Origin of the sequence: Curtobacterium sp. MCLR17_031, from assembly GCF_003234775.2 — a bacterium.
GTDB lineage: Bacteria > Actinomycetota > Actinomycetes > Actinomycetales > Microbacteriaceae > Curtobacterium > Curtobacterium flaccumfaciens.
This window is the reverse complement of record NZ_CP126270.1, coordinates 711,862-731,282: the sequence shown is the minus strand read 5'-3', so window position 1 is coordinate 731,282 and position 19,421 is coordinate 711,862. Positions and strand designations below refer to the sequence as shown.

Below are 19,421 nucleotides of genomic sequence, written 5' to 3'. Positions count from 1 at the left end.
ACGACAGGACGGCGTCTTGTGCAACCGCTCGCGGAACCCACGCGCGCACCCTGTCCCCCGTTCTGGGGACCGTCCGCGGACCGGACGCGCCGAACGACCAGGACCCGGCAGTTTCCTGTACCCCGCAGCAGGTCGTCGTGTTGTGTCGAGTGCATGCCAGGACAGACCCGTCGATCCGACCGACCGCACCGAATGACGGACATGACTGTCGACGTGATCCTGCCGTGCCTCGACGAGGCGGACGCCCTGCCGAAGGTCATCGCGCGGCTCCCCACGGGCTACCGGGCCATCGTCGTCGACAACGGATCGACCGATGGATCGGCCGACGTCGCCCGCGCCCACGGTGCCCTGGTGGTGACGGAACCCGTCAAGGGCTTCGGTTCAGCCTGTGCCGCCGGGGTCGCCGCGGCGACCGCCGACTTCGTCGCCTTCTGCGACGCCGACGCCTCGATGGACCCCGCCGAGCTCCCACCCCTGGTCGACCGCGTGGCCAGTGGCCGCGTCGACCTGGCCCTCGGCCGCCGCGTCCCGACGGGCCGCGGTGCGTGGGCTCCGCACGCACGCTTCGCGAACCGCGTCCTCGCCGTCCTCATGCACCGCGCGACCGGCTACCGCCTGCGCGACCTCGGCCCGATGCGCGTGATGCGCCGCGAGGACCTCGTCTCCCTCGACCTGCGCGACCGCCGCAGCGGCTACCCGCTCGAGATGGTCCTGGCCGCGCACGCCGCCGGCTGGCGCGTCGACGAGTCCGACATCGGGTACGCGCAGCGCATCGGCGACAGCAAGGTGACCGGCACGCTCCGCGGCACGATCAACGCGGTGCGGGACATGTCCCGTCTGCTCCGTGCGTACCGCCGGGAGGCCCGTGTCCGGGTCGTCGCACCGGGACCGCTCCGCCAGGCGGCCGAGTCCACCCCCGTGGTCGAGGAGGCCCGCTCGTGACCGCCACCCCCGCCCACAGCGCTGCGCGCACCGACGTGACCGTCGCCGTCGTGGCGAAGGAGTGCCTGCCCGGCAAGGTGAAGACCCGGCTGACGCCGGCGCTCTCCCCCGAGGGCGCCGCGCGCGTCGCGTCCGCGAGCCTCGGCGACACCCTGGCGACCGTCCGCGCACTCCCCGCCGCTCGCAGGGTCCTGTTCTTCGACGGCGAGGTCGTGCCCGCAGCGGCCGAGGGGTTCGAGGTGCTGCACCAGCCCGGTGGCGGTCTGGACGAGCGCCTCGGGTTCCTGTTCGACGCCGTCGACGGTCCGCTGCTGCTCGTCGGCATGGACACCCCGCAGGTGTCCACCGCGGACCTGGCCCCGGTGTTCGACGACGCCGCCCGCGATGCCTGGTTCGGCCCGGCCGAGGACGGCGGCTTCTGGTCGCTGTACCTGCGACAGCCCACCGGCGACCTGCTGCGCGGCGTCCCGATGTCGCGCGACGACACCGGAGCCGTGCAGCTCGCACGCCTGACCGACGCCGGACTCGACGTGGGCGTGCTCGGCGAGCTGCTCGACGTCGACACCATGCCGGACGCCGAGCGGGTCGCCGACCTCGCACCCGACTCCGACTTCACCCGGGCACTCCGTGCCGAGATCGTGGGGAGCACCCGATGACCATGCACGCACCCGTCTCGTTCGGTGCCGGCGGCGGCGAGCCGTACGCCCGTGCGCTCCGCACCGACGGCCACCTGCGCCTGACCGACGCCGACCGTCCCGACGCCGTCACCACGATGGACGTCGGCCGTTGGAGTGCCGCCGCCGACCGTGTCGACCGCTCGCTACTCGACGACGTCGACGGCGGGGTCATCGACATCGGCTGCGGCCCGGGCCGGATGCTCGTCGCCGCACGCTCCCGGGGCATCCCGGCGCTGGGCGTGGACGTCTCCGCCGAGGCCGTCGCCATCGCGCAGCGCTCCGGCGGCACCGCCCTGCAGGGTTCCGTGTTCGACGCCGTGCCCGACGAGGGCCACTGGGACACCGCGCTCGTGATCGACGGCAACATCGGCATCGGCGGCGACCCCACGGCCCTGCTCGCCCGCTGTCGTGAGATCGTGCGCGCCGGTGGCCGGGTCATCGTCGAGACGAACCCCGAGGTCACGGCCGACCGCGTGTACACCGCCCGGGTGGTCGACGCCGACGGCAACGAGAGCGCTGGGTTCCCCTGGGCCGAGGTCGGCCTCGACGCCCTGCACCGGCACGCGGCGGAAGCCGGACTGGTCGCGCGGCAGAGCTGGACGGCCGAGGGCCGGAACTTCTGCGAGCTGCTCGCCTGAGTCTCCGACACGCGCTTGTTTTGCATGATGCAAGACAAGTGCGTAGAGTGGTGGTCATCCAGCCGACGGCGTCGCGGTCGCCGGCTCGGTGACCTGCGGACCTCGGCACGACGACGAGGAGCACCCATGCAGAACCGTCAGAACCCCCTGGGCGGCGCCTACGTGACCGGCCTCGAGACCCGCGCCGAGCTCGGCGCCTTCACCGGCGACGCGACCCGCAGCCCGATCGGCAGCTACACCGGCACCGGCACCGGCCGCGCACTCGGCCGCTTCGTCGACACGCAGTTCCGCCGTCCCGGCACCGCGACCTCCTCGACGCGCACCGTGACCGGCTCGTTCCGCACGGCGACGGGTTCATTCCGCACCGCCTGAGGCACCTGCCTCCACAGACCGCGAGCGGTCGTCCACCCCGGGGGTCCCCCCTCAACCCGGGTGGGGCGACCGCTCGCTCGCGTTCCCCCGACCTCCGGTGCACTTCCCCCGAACGCGCCAGGGCGGCCGATGCCAGGATGGACGCATGAACGACCGCGCCGGCACCCCAGCGACCGCAGACGACCTCGTCGACCTCGACGAGCTCCTCGCCGCCTACCACGACCGAGTGCCCGACGTCTCGGTCCCCGAGCAGAAGGTCGTGTTCGGCACGTCCGGACACCGCGGGTCGTCGCTCGACACCGCCTTCAACGACACCCACATCGCCGCAATCACGCAGGCGATCGTGGAGTACCGCCGCGACCAGGGCACCGACGGGCCGCTCTTCATCGGCCGCGACACCCACGCGCTCTCCGCCCCCGCGGAGCAGACCGCCCTGCAGGTCCTCGCCGCCAACGGCGTGCGCGTGCTCGCCGACAGCGAGGACGGCTTCGTACCGACGCCCGCACTGAGCCACGCGATCATCCGTTACAACCGCGCCGGCAACCCGGACACGGCCGACGGCATCGTCATCACGCCGAGCCACAACCCGCCCCGCGACGGCGGCTTCAAGTACAACCCGCCCCACGGTGGTCCCGCCGACAGCGACGCCACGAGCTGGATCGCGAACCGGGCGAACGCGATCATCGAGGGCGGCAACGCCGAGGTGCAGCGCACCGAGGACGCCGAGCCCGAGCGCTACGACTTCCTGAACACGTACGTCGCCGACCTCGAGAACATCATCGACATCGCCGCGATCAAGCGTGCCGGCGTGAAGATCGGCGCCGACCCGCTCGGTGGTGCCTCGCTGCCGTACTGGAACGCCATCCGCGACCACTACGGCCTCGACCTGACCGTCGTGAACCCCGAGGTCGACCCCACGTGGGCGTTCATGACGCTCGACTGGGACGGCAAGATCCGGATGGACCCGTCGAGCCCTTCGGCGATGGCCTCGGTGCTCGCCCGCAAGGACGACTTCGACGTCCTCACCGGCAACGACGCCGACTCCGACCGGCACGGCATCGTCACGCCCGACGGTGGGCTGATGAACCCGAACCACTACCTCGCGGTCGCGATCGAGTACCTCTACGCGCACCGGCCCGAGTGGCGCGACGACGCCGCGATCGGCAAGACCCTGGTGTCGTCGAGCATCATCGACCGCGTCGCCGAGTCCCTGGGCCGTCGTCTGTGGGAGGTCCCGGTCGGCTTCAAGTGGTTCGTCCCCGGCTTGATCGACGGCTCGGTGGCCTTCGGCGGCGAAGAGTCCGCGGGTGCGTCGTTCCTGCGCACCGACGGCACCGCGTGGACCACCGACAAGGACGGCATCATCCTGGCGCTCCTGGCGTCCGAGATCGTCGCCGTCACCGGCAAGACCCCGTCGCAGCTCTACGCCGAGCTGACCGAACGCTTCGGCGCGCCGGTCTACCAGCGCGTCGACGCCGCGGCCTCGAAGGAGCAGAAGGCCCGCCTCGGCAAGCTCGACGGCGACGCCATCACCGCGGACACCCTGGCCGGCGACCCCATCACCGCGAAGCTGTCGAAGGCCCCAGGCAACGACGCAGCCGTCGGCGGCGTGAAGGTCGTGACCGACAAGGCGTGGTTCGCCGCGCGCCCGTCGGGCACCGAGGACGTCTACAAGATCTACGCGGAGAGCTTCGTCGGGCAGGAGCACCTCGAGCAGGTGCAGCGCGAGGCCAAGGAGATCGTCGACGCAGCACTGGGCGCGTAGCGCCCTCGTCGGACGGGCTGCGGGTCTCGGACACCGCAGCCCGTCCGACGGAGCCGAGCCGGGCCTCCAGGCCGTGTACCGCCGGGGCGCACCGGGCGTACCGTGACTGCCGATCCACTCAGGAAGCCGCCTCGGTGCGACCGAGCACTTGCGGCAGTTGTAACTTTGCAGGCAGCGCAAAAATCGTTCTGCCAGCGCATCGGTACCCGGGAGACCCTGCTCATGACCCAGACGGCGACCGCACCCGCGGCCCCCACCACGGCGTCCAACGTCGTGATGAACCACCGACAGATCCTGTTGGTGATCTACGGCCTGATGGCCGGCATGTTCCTCGGTGCCCTCGACCAGACGATCGTCGGCACCGCGATCCGCACCATCGGTGACGACCTGCACGGGCTCGACCAGCAGGCCTGGGTCACCACCGGGTACCTGATCGCCTCGACGGTGACGACCCCGATCTACGGCAAGCTCTCCGACATCTTCGGTCGCCGGCCGCTCTTCATCACCGCGATCGGCATCTTCATCGTCGGCTCGTTCGCGGCGTCGTTCTCCACCTCGATGCTCATGCTCGCCGGGTTCCGCGCGCTGCAGGGCCTGGGTGCCGGTGGTCTGATGTCCCTGCCGCTGGCGATCATGGGCGACATGCTCGCCCCACGCGAGCGGGCGAAGTACCAGGGCTACTTCCTGGCGGTCTTCGGCATCTCGTCCGTCATCGGGCCGCTCGTCGGTGGCGTCTTCGCCGGCGCGGACCAGCTGCTGTTCATCGCCGGCTGGCGCTGGGTGTTCCTGATCAACGTGCCGATCGGCATCATCGCCCTGTTCATGGTGCTGACGTTCCTGCACCTGCCGAAGTTCGGCGACCGCGGCAAGCCCCGCATCGACTGGTGGGGGGCGACGCTCGTCATCGTCACGCTCGTGCCACTGCTGCTCATCGCCGAGCAGGGCCGCGAGTGGGGCTGGGACTCCCCCGCCGCCTTCGCCTGCTACGCCATCGGTGCCCTCGGGCTGATCGCGTTCATCATCGTCGAACGGGCCATGGGCGACGACGCGATCCTGCCGATGAAGCTGTTCGGATCGCGGGTGTTCTCGATGTCCGCGATCCTGTCCGTGCTCGTCGGCTTCGGCATGTTCGGCGCGATGCTGACGATCCCGCTCTACCTGCAGATCGTCAAGGGCGTGACCCCGACCGAGTCCGGCTTCGCCATGCTGCCGATGGTGCTCGGCCTGATGATCTCGTCGATCGCCTCGGGCCAGATCATCTCGAAGACCGGCAACTACCAGGTCTTCCCGATCACCGGAACGGCGTTCACGGCGATCGGCTTCACGGTCCTGACGTTCCTGACCGCCGACCGACCCCTGTGGTTCCTGATGCTCGGCATGTTCGGCATCGGGCTCGGACTCGGGCAGCTCATGCAGACGTTGACCCTGGCCGCGCAGAACTCGGTCTCGCCGCGGGACATCGGTGTCGCGACGAGTGCCGCGACGTTCTTCCGCCAGATCGGCGGCACGATGGGTACCGCCGTCCTGCTGTCCGTGCTGTTCACCCTGATGCCGACGAACATCAGCGCCGCGATGCAGAACGAGTCCGACCTGAAGAGTGCGCTCAACGCCGCGATGACACCCTCGGTCGCGAACGCGTCCAAGAACCAGGGCGTGATGGACGAGATCTGGACGAAGATCGTCGACCCGGTGCAGAAGAACGTGCAGGACGGTCTCGACCAGGGCACCGCCCAGGCGAAGCAGGCTGCCGACGCCGCCGTGACCAAGCAGGTGACCGCAGCTGTGCAGCGGCAGGTCGCCGCGGGCACGGTCCCCGCCGCCGCAGCGGACACGATCATCGCCCAGCAGGTCGACGACGCGAAGCCCGCAGCCGAGCAGCAGGCGCTCGAGACGGCGGCCACGAAGGCGAACGCCTCGGTCGTCGACGGCAAGTTGCAGATCGACTACTCGGACGAGGCGCAGCGGGAGAACGTCGTCGACCAGGTCGCCCCGACGCTCATCAAGCAGCTCAAGAGCGGCGACTCGGCCGCGAGCTCGTCCACCGATTCGGCGACGAGCGACACGTCGTTCCTGAACGGCGCGGACCCCCGGCTCAGCCGTCCGTTCCTGGTCGGGTTCAGCGACTCGGCCGTGCGCGTCTACTACGTCGGCCTCGCGGTGATCCTGATCGCCTTCGTGCTGACGTGGTTCTTCCGGGTGCCGCCGCTCCGCAAGACCTCGGCGCTGCAGGAGCAGGCGGACGCGGCACGGACCGCCGCCGGTGCGGGATCGGACGGGAGTGCCGCCGCAGCCGCTGCCGCCGCGGCGCCCGGGGCTGGTCCGGTGCCGACGCGGTCTGCGTCGGCCTCGGCCTCGGCCTCTGCATCTGCATCTGCCGATGTGCCGACCTCGCCCGACGTGCAGCCTTGGTCCGCCCGGGCCGCCGGAGGGTCGGACGTCTCGGTGTTGCCGATCGGGGTCGACGACACCCGCGCGCCACTGCCGAACGCCACGACGCACGGTGCGCACTCGGCGGCTGCGCCGGTCGACGAGCCCCCGACGACGACCGGTGCCATCCGGACCCGGGCTGCCCACGCGGCTGCGGTCGTGGAGCCGGACGCCCACGGGGCCGGAGCCGACGCGGCGGAGGCGAGCCGGGCCTCCCGGCCGGACGCTGACGACGCTGACGACGCGCACGCGCATGGGCGGCACTCGGCGGAGTAGTCGGCGCGGGCGCTCGCTCGCTGATGCCGAACGACGAGGTCGCTGTCGTACGACAGCGACCTCGTCGCATCTGCGCGTGTGCAACTGTTGCGGCCGCGCGGAAGCGACACCGCCGATGTCGTACGACGTCGACCTCGTCGCTCGTTGCGTCTGCATGTTGCGACGATCCACGCGTCGAACGACTCGTGGATGGTCGCAGACCCCGCCGCCTCAGACGGCCGGCGCCGCCGGCGCTCCGGCAACCTCGAACGACGCCCCCGGCAACCGCTTCCGCATCACGTCGATCGCCGCCGGGTTGTCGTCCACCAGCACGTACCGCCGCCCCAACGCCTGCGCCACGGCGCCCGTGGTCCCGCTGCCCGCGAAGAAGTCGAGCACCCAGTCCCCCTCGCGTGAGGACGCCTGCACGATCCGCCGCAGCACTCCCTCGGGCTTCTGCGTGGGGTAGCCGGTCTTCTCGCGGCCGGTCGGCGAGACGATCGTGTGCCACCAGACGTCGGTGGGCAGCTTGCCGCGCTCGCGTTTCTCGGGCGTGACGAGCCCCGGCGCCATGTACGGCTCGCGGTCGACGGCCTCGGAGTCGAACCAGTACCGCGACGGGTCTTTCACGTAGACCAGGATCGTGTCGTGCTTGGTGGGCCAGCGCGTCTTGGACTTGGCACCGAAGTCGTAGGCCCAGACGATCTCGTTCAGGAACGACTCGCGGCCGAACAGCGCGTCGAGCAGCACCTTGGCGTAGTGCGACTCGCGGTAGTCGAGGTGCAGGTACAGCGTGCCGTCAGTGGCGAGCAGCCGCCAGGCCTCGATGAGTCGGGGTTCGAGGAACGACCAGTAGTCCTCGAACCGGTCGTCGAAGCGCATCAGGTCGCCGCGCACCCGCTCGTAGGTCCGGCCGTGGAACCCCATCACCGGACCGTTGGCCTTCGGCACGGCGGACGTCGCGTGCCGGCGCTGGTACCGGCCGGTGTTGAACGGCGGGTCCAGGTACACCAGCGTGAAGGACCCGTCCGGGTAGGCGGGGACCACGTCGAGAGCGTCGCCGAGGACGACGCGGTCCGGGCCTCGGTCGTCTCCCCTGCGCACGGACCCATTGTCGCGCACCGAGCAGGCACGCAGCGCACGGAGCCAGCGCGCAGCCCAGAGCGCGCGCCCAGGCCCCGGCGTACGGTCGAGTGCATGGCAGCAGCACCCGAGGTCCGCAACGACACCGACAAGCAGCAGTACTCCCTGATCGAGGACGGCGAGGTCATCGGCCTCGCGGCGTACGAGATCGACGGCGACGAGATCCGCTTCGTGCACACCGAGGTCGATCCCGAGCACCGCGGCGGTGGGCACGCGTCAGTCCTGGTGCAGCACGCCCTCGACGACGTGCGTGCGACTTCGTCACGCCGGGTCGTCGCGCAGTGCAGCTACGTGCACGCGTGGATCGAGCGGCACCCGGACTACCAGGAGCTCACCACCCGCTGAGCGAGCGACGCACACACGAGCGCGGCGCCCGTCAGCTCAGTACGACCGGTCGTGCGTCCCCGCGCGTGCCTCGTGCCGCCCGGCGCTCCGCACCGTCGGCACCCGGATGAGCACGCTGCCGCTGAGCAGGTCGTGGTCGTGGTCCGCCGGCGACGGGGCCTGTTTCGGCAGGCGCGCCTGCCGTTCGTACTCGGCTTGCGTCTCGTGCCGGGTCGGTGCGAACACCTCGTCCAGCATCCCGCCCATGCCTCCGGATCCGCCGCTGCGCTGGGACTTGTTCGACAGGTCGATCCACCCCATGCGATCGGCGATCCACACCACGACGGCCACGGCGGCCACCGCCCCCAGGAAGATCAACCAGTTCACGGCAGCGACGCTACGTGGGCCGCGCGGCGAGCGGATCAGCCGCGCGGGGGATTCTCATCATCCACACGTCTGGTTCATGAGGTCGAGGCGCAGACTCGACAGCAGCGGCGGCCGGGACGTCCCCCCTCAGCTCCGGCCGTCGCGTCACCATCGACCGAGCAGGGCTCACGGCACCCGCTCGAGCCACTCCTTCGTCGCGAACTTCGTCCGCACCAGCTCCTGCGCCCGCTCCCGCTCGGCCTCGGTCACGTGTCCCTCGGTCGCCCCGTACAGGCGGGTGAAGGTGCCGATCAGCCGCTCGATGATCTCGGCGCGGGACAGCCCAGTCTGCGAGCGGAGCGGGTCGACGCGCTTCGCAGCGCTGGTGGTGCCCTTGTCGCTCATCTTCTCGCGCCCGATCCGCAGCACCTGCACCATCTTCTCGCCGTCCATGTCGTAGCTCATGGTGGCGTGGTGCAGCAGGGACCCGGTGCCGAGGCGCTTCTGTGCGGCCCCGCCGATCTTGCCCTTGGTCGAGGTGATGTCGTTGAGCGGCTGGTAGTAGGCCTCGATGCCGAGGGACTTGAGCGCCTCGATCACCCACTCGTCGAGGAACGCGTACGAGTCGGCGAAGGTCATGCCCTGCACCAGGTCGGACGGCACGTACAGCGAGTAGGAGATGACGGCGCCGGCGTCCATGAACATCGCGCCGCCGCCGGAGATGCGTCGGACCACCTGCACGCCGTACTTCTCGGCGCCGGCGGGGTCGACCTCGTTCTTGAGCGACTGGAACGAGCCGATCACGACGGCCGGCTGGTCCCACTCCCAGATGCGCAGCGTGGGACCGCGACGGCCGGCACCGACCTCTTCGGTCAGCACCTGGTCGAGCGCGAGGTGCTCGTTCGGGCTGATCGGCCCCTCGTGCACGATCTGCCAGTCGTGGTCGCGCCAGGTCGAGGCCCGCGACAGTGCGCGGCGCACCGCGACGCCGACGGACTCGGGCGTGAAGCCGAGCAGCACCGCATCGGTCGGCAGGGCCGCCCGCACGGCTGCGGCGATGCCCGCGGCGTCGGTGGTGACGGGGAGCCCGTTCACGGCCGCGTCGATGAGCGGCAGCGCGTCGTCGGGTTCCAGGAAGAAGTCACCCGCCAGGCGGAACTGCTGGATCGTGCCGTCGACGACCTCGAGGTCGACGACGACCAGCTTGCCTCCGGGGACCTTGTACTCACCGTGCATGCCGCAACCCTATTCCGGACGGCCGACGGCCCGGCAGTGGGCCGGCCTGGTGACGGACGGGAGGCCCGTGGCGGCGTCGCCACGGGCCTCCCGTCCGTCACCGGTCGCGTCGCAGGACGCGGCGAGCGCCGTCAGCGCGCCGTCACCCGGTCGAGCCACGCGACCAGGTCGCCGATGACCTCGGCGCGGTTCGTCTCGTTGTAGACCTCGTGGCGCGCGCCCTCGTACACCTGCACGGTCACGTCGGACAGCCGGCCGCGTCGGCGGTACGCCTGCGCCAGACGCTCGATCGAGCGCGGACCCCCGAGGGTGTCGTCGGAGCCGACCTGCAGCAGCATCGGCAGGTCGTGGGGGATCCCCCGCCGCGGCACACCGAGCAGCCGGAGGGTGTCGGCGAGCCCGAAGAGCCCGATGACGTCGGCCTCGACCGCCAGGGGGTCGACCGCCATCGCGTCGATGATCGTGCGGTCGCGGGTGAGCCACTCGTACTTGGTGGGCCCGGACCCCGCGTGCCGGGCGTTGAGGTCGCCGCTGTTCATCCAGCCGGGCAGCCGGTAGGCGCTCGCGGACAGGACGACGCCGTCGTAGCGGTCCGACGAGGTGTTCACGATCCGCTGGGCCATCAGCGACCCCCACGAGTGCCCGAGCAGCACGAGCGGCAGCCCCGGTTCGTCGGCCCGCGCGACCGCGCTCATCTGCTCCACCGCGGCGATCGCCGCGCGCAGGCCACCGGGGCCGAGCCGACCGAGCTTGGCGTGGTCGCCGTCCCACTGGGTCAGACCGGTGCGACCGTGTCCGCGGTGGTCGTTGGCGTGCACGGTGTAGCCGGCGCGCACCAGGTCCTGCGCGAGCGGTTCGTACCGGAGCCCGTGCTCGCCGACGCCGTGCGCGATCTGCACGACACCCTTCGGCCGCGCCGCACGCCAGGTCGAGTAGACGATCTCGACGCCGTGGGCGTCGGTGAACGAGGCGTCGCCGCGAGCGGCGGAGAAGGTGGGCACACTCGCATCCTTTCAGACACTGCCATCCTCGCAGACGCGCTCCATCCCGGACCTGTTCACCCGGCGTTCACGCAGGGGGTTCGAGGTGTGGCCTAGCGTCCTGCGCATGGACGTCATCGTCATCGTCACGCTCGTGATCGTCGTGGCCCTCGTGTTCGACTTCACGAACGGGTTCCACGACACCGCGAACGCCATGGCCACCTCGGTCGCTACCGGTGCGCTCAAGCCCCGGACGGCGGTGATCATCTCCGCCGTGCTCAACGTGGTCGGCGCGTTCCTGTCCACCGAGGTCGCCAAGACCGTCTCGCAGGGCATCATCCGCGAGGGGCAGGACGGCATCCACATCTCCCCCACGATGATCTTCGCGGGGCTCGTCGGCGCGGTGCTCTGGAACCTGGCGACCTGGTACCTCGGGCTGCCGTCGTCCTCCACGCACGCGCTGTTCGGCGGGCTCATCGGCGCCTCGATCATCGGCGCGGGGCTGAACTCGATCAGCTGGGCGACGGTGGTGTCGAAGGTCGTCCTGCCGGCGCTGCTCTCCCCGGTCATCGCCGGGGTGATCGCCCTGGTCGCGACGTACCTGGCGTACGTGCTCACGAAGAACGCGACGACGCACGGTGCGGCGACGGGGTTCCGGCACGGGCAGACGATCTCGGCGTCGCTGGTGTCGCTCGCGCACGGCACGAACGACGCGCAGAAGACGATGGGCGTCATCACGCTGACCCTCATCGCCGCGAACTACCAGGCCGCCGGCACCGGTCCCGCGCTCTGGGTCATCCTGGCCTGCGGGCTCGCGATCGGCCTCGGCACGTACATGGGCGGCTGGCGGATCATGCAGACGGTCGGCAAGAAGATCTCCGACGTGCAGTCGCCGCAGGGCTTCGCCGCCGAGACGAGCTCCGCCGCGACGATCCTCATCTCGTCGCACCTGGGCTTCGCGCTCTCGACGACCCACGTGACGAGCGGCGCGGTCGTCGGCTCGGGTCTCGGCAAGAAGCTCGCCGACGTGCACTGGTCGGTCGTCGGCCGCATCGTCATCGCATGGGTGATCACGCTGCCCGCCGCTGCGGTGGTCGGGGCGCTCGCGACCTGGCTCGCGTCGACCTCGGCCTTCGGGCTGGTGCTCGTCGCGGTCCTCGCCCTGGCCGGTGGGCTCACGTTCTACGTGCTCGCCAAGCGCAAGCCGATCTCGCACGAGGACATCACCACCGAATCCGGGCCGGCCGAGCAGGCCGAGCCGCAGCCGACCGGCGCAGCGAACTGAGGGGAACGACGATGGACATCGACTTCACCGCGATCGGCACGGTCGCCGGCGTCGGCTTCGTGACCGCCGTGGGCCTGGTGCTCGTGTACACGCTCGGCCTCCGGCTGCTCGGGACGGGGCAGCCGGACGACGCGGGCGGCGAGCGCACGCAGTACTCCGACGAGACCCCACGCTCCGGGCACACCCCGCCGGCGGCACTGGCGGGAGCCGTGCTGTGCTTCGCGCTGTGCATCGCTGCCGTGCTGGCTGGCATCTGGCTCACGATCCCCCAGTTCCACTGAGGACGTTCCTTCCCAGAACACCCGCGATGGCTGGTGGAACCGGGCGTACCTGGTCAGGACTTCCGACCAGGTATGCCCGATTCCGCCAGGTACGCCCGGAACGCCCCGCTCCGCCCCGCTCCGCCCTGCCCCGCCCTGCCCCGCCTGGGATGATCGAACGGTGACCACCCACCACCTCGACGCCACGGTCGACTCCGCCGTCGACGTCTTCACCGCCGAACGCCAGCCGGTCCTGACCGTCGAACCGGGCGACACGGTGACCGTCCGCACCCTGAGCGCCGCGGGCTACACGGAACGCCAGCCGGGCCCAGGCGTCGACGCCCCGACCCTGATCGACCCGCGCCGGGGCCACTGCCTGGTCGGGCCGATCGCCGTCGCGGGAGCACGTCCGGGGATGGTCCTGGCGGTGCACTTCGACGACCTCGTGCCCGACGACTGGGGCTACACGGCCTCGGGCGGGGTCGACTCCCCGGTGAACCGCGCACTCGGCCTGACCGATCCGGCGTCGCGCGGCCCGCTGCTCTGGGACATCGACGTGGCTGCCCGGGAGGCTGTCAACCAGCTCGGCCTCGGGGTGCGGACGGCACCGTTCCTCGGCGTCGTCGGCGTCCCACCCGAGCCCACCGGGGAGCATTCCACGATCCCACCCCGCACGGTCGGCGGGGGCAACGTCGACTGCCGCGAGCTGATCGCCGGCTCCACCCTGTACCTGCCGGTGACAGTGCCGGACGCCCTGCTCCACGTCGGCGACGGGCACGCAGCCCAGGGCGACGGCGAGGTCTCCGGCACGGCGGTCGAGTGCGGCATGACGACGACGATGACCCTGACGCTCCTCGATGCGGCTCCGGTCGAGGGCGTGCACGCCGACACCCCCGCCGGACGCATCACCTTCGGCTTCGACGCCGACCTCAACGTCGCGACGGCCACGGCGCTCGACCGGATGGTCGACTTTATCGCCGGGCTGCACGGGATCGGCCGCGCCGAGGCCCTCGCGATGGCGAGCGTGGCGGTGAGCATGCGCATCACGCAGGTCGCGAACCGCACGTGGGGCGTGCACGCCCTGCTCCCGCACGACGCGATCCTGACGGACGCGCGGCTCTGAAGGCCGGGAGGCCCGCCCAGCGCGAGCCGACCGGCGCACGCTGGGCGGGCCTCCCGTCCGACGTTCCTTCCCATCGCACCCGCGCTGGAAAGCGGAAACGGGCGTACCTGGTCGGAAGAACCGACCAGGTACGCCCGTTTCGACCAGGTACGCCCGGAACGACCAGGTGCACCCGATCCGTCAGTGGGCGGAGTAGCCGCCGTCCACCAGGTGGTAGCTGCCCGTGATGAACGAAGCCTTGTCGCTCAGCAGGAACAGCACGAGCGCGGCGACCTCGGCGTCGGTGCCGAGCCGCTTCGAGGCGTGCTCGTCCTCGAGCGCCGCGATGGCCTCGGGCGAGAGCGACTTGCGGAGCAGCGGGGTGTCGATGAACCCGGGGCCCACGGCGTTCGTGCGGACGCCCTGCGACGAGTACTCGAGCGCGGCGACCTTGGTCAGTCCGGCGAGCGCGTGCTTCGAGGCGACGTAGGCCGCGTTCTGCGCCATGCCGACCGTGCCGAGCACCGACGCCATGTTCACGATCGCGCCTCCGCCGGCGGCCACCATTGCGGGGATCTCGTAGCGCAGCCCGTAGAAGACGCCGTCCAGGTCGACCGCACGGACGCGGTCCCAGGCGGCGATGTCGTACTCGCCGATCGGCTGCGGTGCTGCGCCGATGCCGGCGTTGTTCACGGCCAGGTGCAGCGCGCCGAACGTGTCGACCGCGAACTGCACCATGCGCTCGTTGTCCGCGGCGACCGCGGAGTTGGCCTCGAACGCGCGGGCGGTGCCACCGGCCTCCACGATCGACGCGGCGACGCGCTCGGCGCCCGCCAGGTTGATGTCGGCGACGACCACCGTGGCGCCCGCCGCGGCGAGCTCCTTCGCGACCGACTCACCGATGCCGCTGCCACCACCGGTGACGACGGCGACCTTGCCCTCGAACTCGGACATGTTCTCCTTCTCTCTCGGCAACACGTGTTGTCTACAACCACGGTACACCCGAAATGAAGTTCGTTCGCTGAACTAATGAGCTAGGCTAACGACCGATGACCGATGCCACCGACCTCCGCATCGCGGTGAACCGGCTGTCCCGCACACTCCGTGCCCAGAAGGCCGACTCGAGCGTCACGGACGCGCAGTTCTCCGCCCTCGCCCGCCTGCACCGCGACGGCGCCATGACCCTGGCCGACCTGAGCCGTCAGGACGGCGTCACCCCGCCCTCGATGACGAAGACCATCGCGGTGCTGGTCGAGCGGGGCCTGGTGTCGAAGTGCGGGCACGGCGACGACCGCCGCAAGGTGCTGCTCGGTGCGACGCCAGCCGGAGCCGCCTTCGTCGAGGAGACCCGACGCCGCCGCGACGGCTGGCTCACCCCGCGACTCGCAGCACTCACCGCCGACGAGCGGAGCACCCTCGCCGACGCCACCGAGATCATGAGGAGGCTGGCCCAGCAGTGACCGCCATGTTCCGCTCCCTCGCCGGACGCAACTACCGCATCTGGTTCGCCGGGGCCCTGGTGTCGAACGTCGGCACCTGGATGCAGCGCACCGCCCAGGACTGGATCGTGCTGACCCAGCTCTCCGACAACAACGCCGTCGCGGTGGGCATCACGATGGCCCTGCAGTTCGGCCCCCAGCTGCTGCTCCTGCCGCTCACCGGGCTCGCCGCCGACCGGTTCGACCGCCGGAAGATGCTCATGCTCACCCAGGGCCTGATGGGGCTGCTCGGGCTGGGACTCGGCGTCATGGTCCTCACGCACACCGCCACCCTGCTCGCGCTGTACGGCTTCGCCCTGGCACTCGGCATCGTCGCCGCGTTCGACGCCCCGATCCGGCAGGCCTTCGTCTCCGACGTCGTGCAGGGCGAGGACGTCTCGAACGCCGTCGCCCTGAACTCCGCGTCGTTCAACGCCGCACGCCTGATCGGCCCCGCGGTGGCCGGTGTGCTCATCGCGGCGATCGGCTCCGGATGGGTGTTCGTCATCAACGCCGGGTCGTTCCTGGCCGTCCTGCTCGCACTCCGGTTCGTCGACCCCGCCCAGCTCGCCGAACGGGTCCGGGCGGGCCGCGGCAAGGGGCAGATCGTCGCCGGCTTCCGGTACGTCCGCACCCGACCGGACATCGTCGTCGTGCTCTGCATGATCTTCGTCGTCGGCACGTTCGGCGTGAACTTCCCGATCTTCACCTCGACGATGGCGCGGGTCGAGTTCCACCAGGGCGCCGGCGAGTTCGGGCTGCTCAACTCGGTGATGGCGATCGGCTCGGTGCTCGGTGCGCTGCTGTCCGCCCGCCGGGACAAGCCGCGGATGCGCACCCTCGTGCTCGCCGCCGGCGGGTTCGGGCTCGCGTGCACCGCCGCTGCCCTCGCCCCGACGTACTGGACCTTCGCGATCGTGCTGGTGTTCGTCGGACTCGCATCCCTGACCTTCATGACGACCGCGAACGCCCTGGTGCAGACCACGACGAAGCCCGCGATGCGCGGCCGCGTCATGGCGCTCTACATGGCGATCTTCGCGGGCGGCACCCCCATCGGCGCCCCGCTCGTCGGTGCCGTCGCCGACGCCTTCGGCCCACGCTGGGCGATCGTCGTCGGCGCGGCCTCGGGCTTCGTCGCACTCGGGATCGCGCTCGTCTGGCTCGTCCGGTACCAGCGGGTCCGGCTGCGCTACGACGCCGACTCGCGGCTGCACCTGGCGATCACGCACGCCGTGCCGGTGGTCGGCTCGCGCGCGGCGCTCCGCCGCGAGCTGGAACGCGACGAGACGCTCGCCGACCGCTCCAGCGCCGTCTGACGGACCGGCGGGTCGCCCTGCCCGTCGGCCGACGGCCCGTGACGCACCGACCGTCGGACGGGAGGCCCGCACCGGCGCCGCCACGGGCCTCCCGTCCGGCGTCACCCGCGCACACGGCCGCGATCGCGCCGCGCGGACCGGCCCGGTCCCGCCACACCCGCGCCGACGCGGCTCCGGACACGCGCGCCCGGTGGGCTCAGAGCACGGGTGCGGACGACGCGAAGACGCGCTCGTCGAGGGCCGCGGCGACGCGGTCGGCAGCCACCGCCAGCCGTTGCCCGACGTCACCCGCCACGGCGAGGGCCGACTCTTCCGGGATCCCGTCGAGCAGGGCGCGGACCTCGTCGAACCCGGCGACCTCGTCCGCGACGCAGGACGGGGCGACGTCGGCCAGGCACTCGGCCGCGCGGTGCACCGTGAAGCGCAACGACCGCGGGCTGTGCGCGTCGAGGAGCAGGAAGGCGGCGGCGTCGGACGGCACCGGGGCGTGGTCACGGCCGCGCAGGAAGGCCTCGCCCGCGCCGCACGCCCGGAGCGCCGCCGTCCACGAGGTGACCGCGTCCGGCTCGAGCAGCCGCGACGCCAGCAGCCGTGCGGTGGAGGCGCAGCGGGTGAGCGAGCGCCCGAGGGTGAAGAACTCCCACACCTCGTCACGGCTGGCGTCCCCCTCGACCACACCGATGGCGAGGGCACTGCGCTCCCGCACCCAGCCGAGGAACTCGTGCGCCCGGTCGGGAGCGATCTTCCGGGGCATCCGCGACCGCGTGACGTCGAGGCAGTCCCAGAGCTCGCTCGAGACGACCTCGCGAGCACGGCGTGCGTGGTCGCGGGCGACGGCGACCGCGGCGGCGATGGACGCGGGTTCGTGCCGGTCGAGCGCGAGGGCGTCGACGGTGGCGGCACGGTCCGGGTCGTTCGCGGGGCCGGTGGTCCCGATGACGCTGCGGAGCTCGGTGGACACGAGCCGGTCGTCGTCGAGGGTGCCCGGTTCGCGACGCGCGACGTAGACGTCGAGCAAGCGTGCGACGACGTCGGTGCGCTCCACCGCGCTCCCCACGTGGAAGACGTTCCCCGCGAGGCGGCTCAGCACGGCTGCTCCTGCATGTCCAGAACCTAACGAGCCGGCGTTGCCGGGGTGTTACAGAACCGCGTCACGGGTGTTGCAGGTGTCCCGTCTCCGCGCTCGCTAGACAATCTAACTAGAGCGTCTAGCATTGGGGCATGACGTCCGAGGTGATGACCAGCACCGCGGGGTACTGGTACGAGGACTCCGCGGTCTCCGCCGTGGACGTCCTCAACGCCCTGCGGCGGTACCGGACGGCCGAGAGCGCTGCCCAGCGCCGAGCACGCGAGGCACTGGGGATCGGCGAGAACGCCCTGCTGGCGATCCGGTTCCTGATCGACGCCGAGCACGACGGCCGCACCGTCAACGCGAAGGACCTCGCCGAGCGGCTCGAGATCACCGCGGCGTCGACGTCGGCACTCGTCGACCGGCTCGTCCGCAGCGGGCACGTCGAACGGCACGCCGACCCGAACGACCGCCGTGGCGTGATCCTCACCGCCACCGGCACCTCGATGCGCCACGCGCTCCGGGTCATCGAGGAACTCGACGCCCGCGCGCTCGAGGTCACCGAGCACCTGCCGAGCAACGAGATGGCCGTCGTCGTGGACTTCTTGGACGAGATGGTCCGCGTCGTGGACGAACTCGACGCCGGGCCGCACCACCCCCGTCGCGCGTAACCTGGACCGCATGGACCCTCGTGGCGAGCACCACCCCGAGGACGACATGCCGTTCGCCGAGCTCGACTCACGAGCCCGCGCCGACGCAGCACTCCGGCGCATCCAGGCCGGATCCGATCCGGCTCGTGAGGCCTTCGACCTCGCCAACACCATGAACGACGAGGCCGTCGGGCGGCTCACGAAGCGCCTGCGGCAGCTGTTCCGTCGGGGCTGATCGTTCGGCGAATCGGTGCGTGTGTGTGCGTGCGCGTGCGTGCGTGTGCGCGCCCGTGCGTCAGAACGCGGTGCCGACCGCAGCGATGTCGTCGCCCCCGTGCCCGGCTGCGCTGGCATCGGCGTAGACGCGGCCGAGTGCCTCGAGCAGTGTGGTGGACACCCCCGCGGTCCGGGCGGCATCGGTGATGAGCCCGATGTCCTTCCGCAGCCCGTCGAGTGCGAACTGGGCGGGGAACTCGCGGGCGATCATCGCGGCGCCCTTGGTGTGGGCGTAGGCGGAGTCGCTCGCACTGCCCTCGATGGCCTGCAGGAACAGCGCGGGGTCGAGCCCGAGCGCCGCCGCGAGGGCCAGGGACTGCCCGGTCGCCGCGGTGATCGAGGCGATCCAGGCGTTCGCGGCGAGCTTGAGTGCGGTGCCGTCGCCGACGCGGTCGCCGGCACGGACGGTCTTCGCGCCGATCGCGTCGAGCACGGGGTCGACACGGTCGAGCAGGTCCGCCGGGCCGGCCGCGAGCATCGTGAGCGTGCCCTGTTCGGCGGGGGCCTTCGTGCCGAGCATCATCGCCTCGACGAGGGTGATGCCGTACTTCTCGGCCAGCTGCACGACCGTCGCGGTGCCGTCGACACCGATCGTCGAGGCCTGCACCCACACGGCGTCGGACGGGGCGTCGCCGGCAGCCTGCTCGAGGACGTCGACGACCGCATCGGTGTCGAACAGGGTGAGCAGGACGACCTCAGCGTGCTCGACGGCAGTGCCCGGGTCGCTCGACACCGTCGCGCCGCGGTCACCCAGGGGCGAGGCCTTCTCGGCACTGCGGTTCCAGACCGTCACCTCGTGGCCGTCGCGGAGCAGTGACCCCGCCACGCCGGCACCCATCGCACCCGTCCCCAACACCGTC

General features: G+C 71.4%; 21 protein-coding genes. 14 read left to right on the top strand and 7 right to left on the bottom strand.

Features of this window, described 5'->3' with window-relative positions; all coding sequences use genetic code 11:
- Positions 1–192 precede the first annotated feature (192 nt).
- From DEI96_RS03605 to DEI96_RS03580, 6 genes are all read left to right on the top strand, one after another.
- On the top strand, positions 193–942 hold the full coding sequence (locus tag DEI96_RS03605) for a glycosyltransferase family 2 protein (protein ID WP_027465082.1): 750 nt from the start codon (positions 193–195) through the stop codon (positions 940–942).
- Positions 939–1,598, top strand: coding sequence for a TIGR04282 family arsenosugar biosynthesis glycosyltransferase (locus DEI96_RS03600; protein WP_111024932.1), 660 nt, complete (start codon positions 939–941; stop codon positions 1,596–1,598). The genes DEI96_RS03605 and DEI96_RS03600 overlap by 4 nt, the downstream gene beginning before the upstream one ends.
- Entirely contained in the window at positions 1,595–2,257 is a 663-nt protein-coding gene (locus tag DEI96_RS03595) for a class I SAM-dependent methyltransferase (RefSeq protein ID WP_071406012.1), read from the top strand. The genes DEI96_RS03600 and DEI96_RS03595 overlap by 4 nt, the downstream gene beginning before the upstream one ends.
- A gap of 126 nt (positions 2,258–2,383) precedes the next feature.
- Positions 2,384–2,629 carry a hypothetical protein gene (locus DEI96_RS03590; RefSeq protein WP_110864358.1) on the top strand — a complete coding sequence of 82 codons (246 nt, stop codon included), beginning with the start codon at positions 2,384–2,386 and terminating at the stop codon, positions 2,627–2,629.
- Between the two features lie 145 nt (positions 2,630–2,774).
- Positions 2,775–4,394, top strand: a complete 1,620-nt coding sequence (gene pgm / locus DEI96_RS03585) for a phosphoglucomutase (alpha-D-glucose-1,6-bisphosphate-dependent) (RefSeq protein WP_071406014.1) — start codon at positions 2,775–2,777, stop codon at positions 4,392–4,394.
- A 222-nt stretch (positions 4,395–4,616) separates the two neighbouring features.
- Complete coding sequence (locus DEI96_RS03580; protein WP_111024933.1) at positions 4,617–7,097, top strand: MDR family MFS transporter; 2,481 nt, start codon at positions 4,617–4,619, stop codon at positions 7,095–7,097.
- A gap of 210 nt (positions 7,098–7,307) precedes the next feature.
- Here the strand turns inward: DEI96_RS03580 and DEI96_RS03575 are convergent, their stop codons facing one another.
- The gene (locus tag DEI96_RS03575; RefSeq protein ID WP_111024934.1) at positions 7,308–8,180 is read right to left on the bottom strand and encodes a DNA-methyltransferase; all 873 of its coding nucleotides are present in this window, start codon (positions 8,178–8,180) and stop codon (positions 7,308–7,310) included.
- Between the two features lie 93 nt (positions 8,181–8,273).
- On the opposite strand from DEI96_RS03575, the gene DEI96_RS03570 reads away from it, so the two are divergent.
- Positions 8,274–8,564, top strand: a complete 291-nt coding sequence (locus DEI96_RS03570) for a GNAT family N-acetyltransferase (RefSeq protein WP_111024935.1) — start codon at positions 8,274–8,276, stop codon at positions 8,562–8,564.
- A 36-nt stretch (positions 8,565–8,600) separates the two neighbouring features.
- Here DEI96_RS03570 and DEI96_RS03565 read toward each other — a convergent pair whose 3' ends face one another.
- From DEI96_RS03565 to DEI96_RS03555, 3 genes are all read right to left on the bottom strand, one after another.
- Positions 8,601–8,930 (bottom strand): hypothetical protein, encoded by a 330-nt coding sequence (locus DEI96_RS03565; protein WP_111024936.1) that lies wholly within the window; start codon positions 8,928–8,930, stop codon positions 8,601–8,603.
- Positions 8,931–9,095: 165 nt separating this feature from the next.
- The gene (lplAB, locus tag DEI96_RS03560) at positions 9,096–10,145 is read right to left on the bottom strand and encodes a lipoate-protein ligase LplAB (RefSeq protein ID WP_111024937.1); all 1,050 of its coding nucleotides are present in this window, start codon (positions 10,143–10,145) and stop codon (positions 9,096–9,098) included.
- A gap of 131 nt (positions 10,146–10,276) precedes the next feature.
- Positions 10,277–11,146, bottom strand: a complete 870-nt coding sequence (locus DEI96_RS03555; RefSeq protein WP_111024938.1) for an alpha/beta hydrolase — start codon at positions 11,144–11,146, stop codon at positions 10,277–10,279.
- Between the two features lie 106 nt (positions 11,147–11,252).
- On the opposite strand from DEI96_RS03555, the gene DEI96_RS03550 reads away from it, so the two are divergent.
- The 3 genes from DEI96_RS03550 to DEI96_RS03540 all read left to right on the top strand — a co-directional run bounded on the left by DEI96_RS03550 (position 11,253) and on the right by DEI96_RS03540 (position 13,793).
- Positions 11,253–12,410, top strand: coding sequence for an inorganic phosphate transporter (locus tag DEI96_RS03550; protein ID WP_111024939.1), 1,158 nt, complete (start codon positions 11,253–11,255; stop codon positions 12,408–12,410).
- Positions 12,411–12,421: 11 nt separating this feature from the next.
- Positions 12,422–12,691, top strand: coding sequence for a hypothetical protein (locus DEI96_RS03545; RefSeq protein WP_111024940.1), 270 nt, complete (start codon positions 12,422–12,424; stop codon positions 12,689–12,691).
- Positions 12,692–12,851: 160 nt separating this feature from the next.
- Positions 12,852–13,793, top strand: coding sequence for an acetamidase/formamidase family protein (locus DEI96_RS03540; protein WP_111024941.1), 942 nt, complete (start codon positions 12,852–12,854; stop codon positions 13,791–13,793).
- 180 nt (positions 13,794–13,973) lie between these two features.
- Here the strand turns inward: DEI96_RS03540 and DEI96_RS03535 are convergent, their stop codons facing one another.
- Positions 13,974–14,726: an SDR family NAD(P)-dependent oxidoreductase gene (locus tag DEI96_RS03535; RefSeq protein WP_071406021.1), complete on the bottom strand. Its 753-nt coding sequence runs from the start codon at positions 14,724–14,726 to the stop codon at positions 13,974–13,976.
- Between the two features lie 95 nt (positions 14,727–14,821).
- Between DEI96_RS03535 and DEI96_RS03530 the strand changes: the two genes are divergently transcribed.
- On the top strand, positions 14,822–15,232 hold the full coding sequence (locus tag DEI96_RS03530) for a MarR family winged helix-turn-helix transcriptional regulator (RefSeq protein WP_111024942.1): 411 nt from the start codon (positions 14,822–14,824) through the stop codon (positions 15,230–15,232).
- A gap of 5 nt (positions 15,233–15,237) precedes the next feature.
- On the top strand, positions 15,238–16,566 hold the full coding sequence (locus DEI96_RS03525) for an MFS transporter (protein WP_323749292.1): 1,329 nt from the start codon (positions 15,238–15,240) through the stop codon (positions 16,564–16,566).
- Positions 16,567–16,762: 196 nt separating this feature from the next.
- On the opposite strand, the gene DEI96_RS03520 is transcribed toward DEI96_RS03525, so the two are convergent.
- On the bottom strand, positions 16,763–17,656 hold the full coding sequence (locus tag DEI96_RS03520) for an alpha-E domain-containing protein (RefSeq protein ID WP_071406023.1): 894 nt from the start codon (positions 17,654–17,656) through the stop codon (positions 16,763–16,765).
- A gap of 131 nt (positions 17,657–17,787) precedes the next feature.
- On the opposite strand from DEI96_RS03520, the gene DEI96_RS03515 reads away from it, so the two are divergent.
- Together DEI96_RS03515 and DEI96_RS03510 are read left to right on the top strand one after the other, a co-directional pair.
- The gene (locus DEI96_RS03515; RefSeq protein ID WP_111024943.1) at positions 17,788–18,306 is read left to right on the top strand and encodes a MarR family winged helix-turn-helix transcriptional regulator; all 519 of its coding nucleotides are present in this window, start codon (positions 17,788–17,790) and stop codon (positions 18,304–18,306) included.
- A 10-nt stretch (positions 18,307–18,316) separates the two neighbouring features.
- Positions 18,317–18,520, top strand: a complete 204-nt coding sequence (locus tag DEI96_RS03510) for a hypothetical protein (RefSeq protein ID WP_017886198.1) — start codon at positions 18,317–18,319, stop codon at positions 18,518–18,520.
- 60 nt (positions 18,521–18,580) lie between these two features.
- On the opposite strand, the gene DEI96_RS03505 is transcribed toward DEI96_RS03510, so the two are convergent.
- Positions 18,581–19,417, bottom strand: coding sequence for an NAD(P)-dependent oxidoreductase (locus tag DEI96_RS03505; RefSeq protein ID WP_284183656.1), 837 nt, complete (start codon positions 19,415–19,417; stop codon positions 18,581–18,583).
- Positions 19,418–19,421: the final 4 nt, after the last annotated feature.

Bases quoted from the DNA above. Each gene is read 5' to 3' on its own strand.
- DEI96_RS03605 (WP_027465082.1), top strand. From the start codon at position 193: ATGACGGACATGACTGTCGACGTGATCCTGCCGTGCCTCGACGAGGCG.
- DEI96_RS03580 (WP_111024933.1), top strand. From the start codon at position 4,617: ATGACCCAGACGGCGACCGCACCCGCGGCCCCCACCACGGCGTCCAAC.
- lplAB (WP_111024937.1), bottom strand. From the start codon at position 10,145: ATGCACGGTGAGTACAAGGTCCCCGGAGGCAAGCTGGTCGTCGTCGAC.
- DEI96_RS03595 (WP_071406012.1), top strand. From the start codon at position 1,595: ATGACCATGCACGCACCCGTCTCGTTCGGTGCCGGCGGCGGCGAGCCG.
- DEI96_RS03530 (WP_111024942.1), top strand. From the start codon at position 14,822: ATGACCGATGCCACCGACCTCCGCATCGCGGTGAACCGGCTGTCCCGC.
- DEI96_RS03550 (WP_111024939.1), top strand. From the start codon at position 11,253: ATGGACGTCATCGTCATCGTCACGCTCGTGATCGTCGTGGCCCTCGTG.
- pgm (WP_071406014.1), top strand. From the start codon at position 2,775: ATGAACGACCGCGCCGGCACCCCAGCGACCGCAGACGACCTCGTCGAC.
- DEI96_RS03590 (WP_110864358.1), top strand. From the start codon at position 2,384: ATGCAGAACCGTCAGAACCCCCTGGGCGGCGCCTACGTGACCGGCCTC.
- DEI96_RS03515 (WP_111024943.1), top strand. From the start codon at position 17,788: ATGACGTCCGAGGTGATGACCAGCACCGCGGGGTACTGGTACGAGGAC.
- DEI96_RS03535 (WP_071406021.1), bottom strand. From the start codon at position 14,726: ATGTCCGAGTTCGAGGGCAAGGTCGCCGTCGTCACCGGTGGTGGCAGC.
- DEI96_RS03525 (WP_323749292.1), top strand. From the start codon at position 15,238: ATGTTCCGCTCCCTCGCCGGACGCAACTACCGCATCTGGTTCGCCGGG.
- DEI96_RS03545 (WP_111024940.1), top strand. From the start codon at position 12,422: ATGGACATCGACTTCACCGCGATCGGCACGGTCGCCGGCGTCGGCTTC.
- DEI96_RS03510 (WP_017886198.1), top strand. From the start codon at position 18,317: ATGGACCCTCGTGGCGAGCACCACCCCGAGGACGACATGCCGTTCGCC.
- DEI96_RS03570 (WP_111024935.1), top strand. From the start codon at position 8,274: ATGGCAGCAGCACCCGAGGTCCGCAACGACACCGACAAGCAGCAGTAC.